The organism is Verrucomicrobiota bacterium (assembly GCA_037139415.1).
Lineage (GTDB): Bacteria > Verrucomicrobiota > Verrucomicrobiia > Limisphaerales > Fontisphaeraceae > JBAXGN01.
The window spans coordinates 1-3,221 of sequence record JBAXGN010000337.1 but is presented as its reverse complement, the minus strand read 5'-3'; the positions used below and the strand labels follow the sequence as shown (position 1 = coordinate 3,221).

The following is a 3,221-nucleotide window of genomic DNA, read 5'->3' as shown; positions in this document are numbered from 1 at the left end:
CCGAGAGCGTACCACAGAACTGAGAAAGGTGGTTGCCTCCGGGAGGAGAATAATTCAAATGTGGAATGCGGAGTGCGGAATGACCGAACCCACACATGGCAAAAAGATTAGCTGGCAAAAAAATTGGAACTGAAATTGAACCCGGATGACACGGTTCTGACTTCCATCTCCTGCGCACCATTTGCCGGTATGTTTTTGCAAAAGAAAATTGGTAGTAATAATTTTGCCATGTTCGGTTCCCCATCCCATTAATTCAGCGCCCGGGTAACATTTGATTTGATGCAACGCGCATTTTGCCCAACTCTTTTTGCTGACTTGAAACCGGAGCCGAATGAGTCCATACTTGAGGCGTGATGCAATGGATTCGCGATCAATATGCCGCCGGGATTGCCGCAAAGCGACCGGTAATTTCTTTTGAATTGTTTCCGCCCAAAACGGAAGAGGGCGAGCGCAATCTCCTGGATAAGGCGCTGCCAGACTTGGCCAGCCTGAAGCCGGATTATGTGTCCGTGACGTATGGCGCGGGCGGCGGCACCCAGGATAAAACGTTGCGCATCGTCGAGCAGGTGCAAAAGCGTCATCAATTGACCACGCTGGCGCATCTCACCTGTGTCAACGCCACCCGGCAACAGATTGGTGGGGTCCTGAACCAATTACGAGACTTGGGTGTCCGAAATATCCTGGCGTTGCGGGGTGACCCGCCGGGCAACGCCAGCGATTTTGTGAAACCCGAGGGTGGTTTTGAATTTGCCTGTGAACTGGTACATTTCATCCGCACTCAGGGCGATTTTTGCATCGGGGTAGCCGGTTTCCCCGAGGGGCACATCGCCTGTAAAGCCGGGCGACAGGCAGACTGGGATCACCTGGTGTATAAAGTCGGCTGCGGCGGCGAGTTCATTGTCACTCAGATTTTTTTCGATAATCGGGACTTTTTCACCTTCCGTGATTACCTGGTCAAGCGGGGCGTCACCGTGCCGATCATCCCTGGAATCATTCCCATCCTAAGCGCGTTGCAGATTCAAAAATTTACCACCCTGTGTGGAGCGTCTCTGCCGGCTCCCTTGTTGACCGAACTCAAGAAATTGGAACAGGACGAGGAGGCCGCCATCCGGTTCGGCATTGAATACGCCAGCCGCCAGAGTGAGGAACTGCTCCGGGAAGGCGCGCCCGGCTTGCATTTCTATGCCTTGAATAAAGCCCGATCCACCCGGGAGGTGTTGCGTAACCTGGGACTGCGCCCGACCACCCCTTGATTCAATAGAGAAAACCGTATGCCTACACCACCACCCCTGCCGCCCGTCATCGGCTCGACTCCGAATTCCAGCGCACCAGCCGGCAACGATCTTGAGTATAATATTTACGGCGACGATATGCAGTTTTTGGAGGTCTGGCTGGCCCCCAGTGAAGCCATGGTCGCCGAGGCGGGGGCCATGATGTTCATGGATGACGGTATTGAGATGGATGCGATTTTTGGCGACGGTTCGGCACAGCAAAGCGGGTTGCTTGGCGCGCTCATGGGGGCCGGGCGGCGTCTGGTCACCGGCGAATCATTATTCATGACGCTCTTCCAAAATCGTTCCCAGGTGAAAAAGCGGGTTGCGTTTGCCGCGCCAAGTCCGGGCAAAATCATCCCAATCAATCTGGGTGCCATCGGCGGTGTGTTGCACGCCCAAAAAGACGCTTACTTGTGCTCGGTAAAAGGAATCAGCTTGGGCATTGCCTTTCAAAAGCGCATCGGTGCCGGCCTGTTCGGTGGCGAAGGATTCATTCTCGAAAAGCTTCAAGGCACCGGCCTGACGTTTATCCATGCCGGCGGCACGCTCTGCGAGCGGGAACTGGCGCCCGGAGAAATCCTGCGCGTGGACGCCGGGTGCGTCGTTGCGTTTCAGCCTTCGGTGGAATTTGATATTCAGTTCGTCGGCAAAATCAAAACCGCGCTATTTGGCGGCGAGGGCTTATTCTTTGCGGTGCTGCGCGGGCCGGGAAAGATCTGGCTGCAAAGTCTGCCACTGAGCCGCATGGCTGATCGCATCGTCTCCGCCGCCAAGCATTCCGGCCGCTTCTTGGGCGAGGAAGGATAGCGCTGGGGTGACGCCTAACTCGTGGGAATGACAACCGGTTCGCCGAGAAAATGCGGCTGGCGTCTAATCAAATTAACATCCAGCCAGGCGCGCATCCGCGCGACCACTTCCCGCGCATAGGTCTTGAAGGCGTGTCCAACCGGCACTTCGGCGGCATTAAACGCCACCCCGATCACGCCGTAACCATCGGCGATATACAGCGCCCGCTGATTATGGAAAGCCTGCGAAACAATGGTCAGGTTGGTCTGGCCAAATACCACCCGGGCGCGAATGATGGAATCCAGCGTGGTGAAACCGGCATAATCACACACGATTCGTCCCTCGGGCACCCCCAATCGCATCAGCGCGGCTTTCATCTCGGACGGCTCATCATACTCACGCCGCCGGTTGTCACCGCTAACCAGCAGGTATTCCACTTTACCAGCTTGGTACAAGGCTGCCGCTGCGTGCATGCGGTTGTGGAAAAACAAATTGCGACTGCCATCGCGCAACGTGGAGGAACAACCCAATACCAGCGCCACTCGATTATGCGGCACGGTGGCGGTATTGGAATACAGACGTGTCCCCTGATTACCCACCGTCTGCCAGCAGTAACCCGCAAACAGGCTGCCGAGAAGAGCGAGCCCGATCAAAACCCATCCAACCCGTCGCCAGTTAAGCTTCATAAATACAAGGCGCAGCTTGGATATCGCCAGAAGAATTTGCAAGCGGTGGATTGCCCTTATATGTTCCCTGCGATGAATTTGACAAGCGCCATGATTGTCCGGCCGCCATGCTGGGGATGCCATGCTCTTTTCCGAAGGTGAGCGTAGCGAACCGCAGGAAAAGAGCATGGCATGACGGTGCCGCTGGATTCGCCAGGGGATCAGGGCTGCATCCAGCGCGTTGGTGCGTTACGAATACTACGAGGTGGGCAGGGTCTGTGGTTCCGTACCCCCCTCACAGAATGAGGCAAAGCCCAGACCGCATGGTTCGGATAAACGTTGCGGGCACAAGGAACGTCAGGAATTCAACCCCCCCAACGTGGCGCAGGTTTCCAAACCTGCTGTGTCGCCGACTTCCCAGTCGGCAGACCGTTTGCCATCTCCCGACGCGCGCGAATTTCCAGCAGCCCGCAGGTTGGGAAACCTGCGACACAGC

At 56.2% G+C, this 3,221-nt stretch carries 3 protein-coding genes; 2 read left to right on the top strand and 1 reads right to left on the bottom strand.

The features are described from left to right. Window positions 1-353 precede the first annotated feature (353 nt). Entirely contained in the window at window positions 354-1,253 is a 900-nt protein-coding gene (metF, locus tag WCO56_29350) for a methylenetetrahydrofolate reductase [NAD(P)H] (protein MEI7733708.1), read from the top strand. Window positions 1,254-1,271: 18 nt separating this feature from the next. Continuing rightward, on the top strand, window positions 1,272-2,081 hold the full coding sequence (locus tag WCO56_29345; protein MEI7733707.1) for a TIGR00266 family protein: 810 nt from the start codon (window positions 1,272-1,274) through the stop codon (window positions 2,079-2,081). A gap of 14 nt (window positions 2,082-2,095) precedes the next feature. Here WCO56_29345 and WCO56_29340 read toward each other — a convergent pair whose 3' ends face one another. After that, the gene (locus WCO56_29340) at window positions 2,096-2,746 is read right to left on the bottom strand and encodes an ElyC/SanA/YdcF family protein (protein ID MEI7733706.1); all 651 of its coding nucleotides are present in this window, start codon (window positions 2,744-2,746) and stop codon (window positions 2,096-2,098) included. Window positions 2,747-3,221: the final 475 nt, after the last annotated feature.